Origin of the sequence: Serratia sp. CY29653 (assembly GCF_052169255.1) — a bacterium.
In the GTDB taxonomy this organism is placed as follows: Bacteria; Pseudomonadota; Gammaproteobacteria; order Enterobacterales; family Enterobacteriaceae; genus Serratia; species Serratia sarumanii.
The window spans coordinates 1-674 of sequence record NZ_JBJNLC010000014.1 but is presented as its reverse complement, the minus strand read 5'-3'; the positions used below and the strand labels follow the sequence as shown (position 1 = coordinate 674).

The following is a 674-nucleotide window of genomic DNA, read 5'->3' as shown; positions in this document are numbered from 1 at the left end:
TAGGTAGCTTAACCTTCGGGAGGGCGCTTACCACTTTGTGATTCATGACTGGGGTGAAGTCGTAACAAGGTAACCGTAGGGGAACCTGCGGTTGGATCACCTCCTTACCTAAAGATATTAGTTCGAGTGGCGTGCTCACACAGATTGTCTGATAGAAAGTAACGAGCAGAAATACCTTTATAGGCTTGTAGCTCAGGTGGTTAGAGCGCACCCCTGATAAGGGTGAGGTCGGTGGTTCAAGTCCACTCAGGCCTACCACTTCTCGGAAGTGGAAAAGGTACTGCGCGTGACTGTATGGGGCTATAGCTCAGCTGGGAGAGCGCCTGCCTTGCACGCAGGAGGTCAGCGGTTCGATCCCGCTTAGCTCCACCATATAGTCCGGTATTTCACTACTTCAGAGTATATTGGCAACAGTATGCTGCGAAGTATTTTGCTCTTTAACAATCTGGAACAAGCTGAAAATTGAAACATGACGGCTGAAATTCATTCCTCCGTAGAAGTACCGGAATGAAGAGTAACCTGTCATAGAGTCTCTCAAATGTTTGCAACTTGAACGATGGAAACATCTTCGGGTTGTGAGGTTAAGTGACTAAGCGTACACGGTGGATGCCTAGGCAGTCAGAGGCGATGAAGGGCGTGCTAATCTGCGAAAAGCGTCGGTAAGGTGATATGAA

The 674-nt window shown here is 48.5% G+C and carries 2 tRNA genes and 2 rRNA genes; all 4 read left to right on the top strand.

Annotated features, from left to right (window positions below):
- Window positions 1-107: ribosomal RNA gene (locus tag ACJ8HN_RS24220) — 16S ribosomal RNA — on the top strand; the annotation flags it as partial.
- A 74-nt stretch (window positions 108-181) separates the two neighbouring features.
- Window positions 182-258: transfer RNA gene (locus ACJ8HN_RS24215), tRNA-Ile, on the top strand.
- A 38-nt stretch (window positions 259-296) separates the two neighbouring features.
- Window positions 297-372: transfer RNA gene (locus tag ACJ8HN_RS24210), tRNA-Ala, on the top strand.
- Window positions 373-579: 207 nt separating this feature from the next.
- Window positions 580-674: ribosomal RNA gene (locus ACJ8HN_RS24205) — 23S ribosomal RNA — on the top strand; the annotation flags it as partial.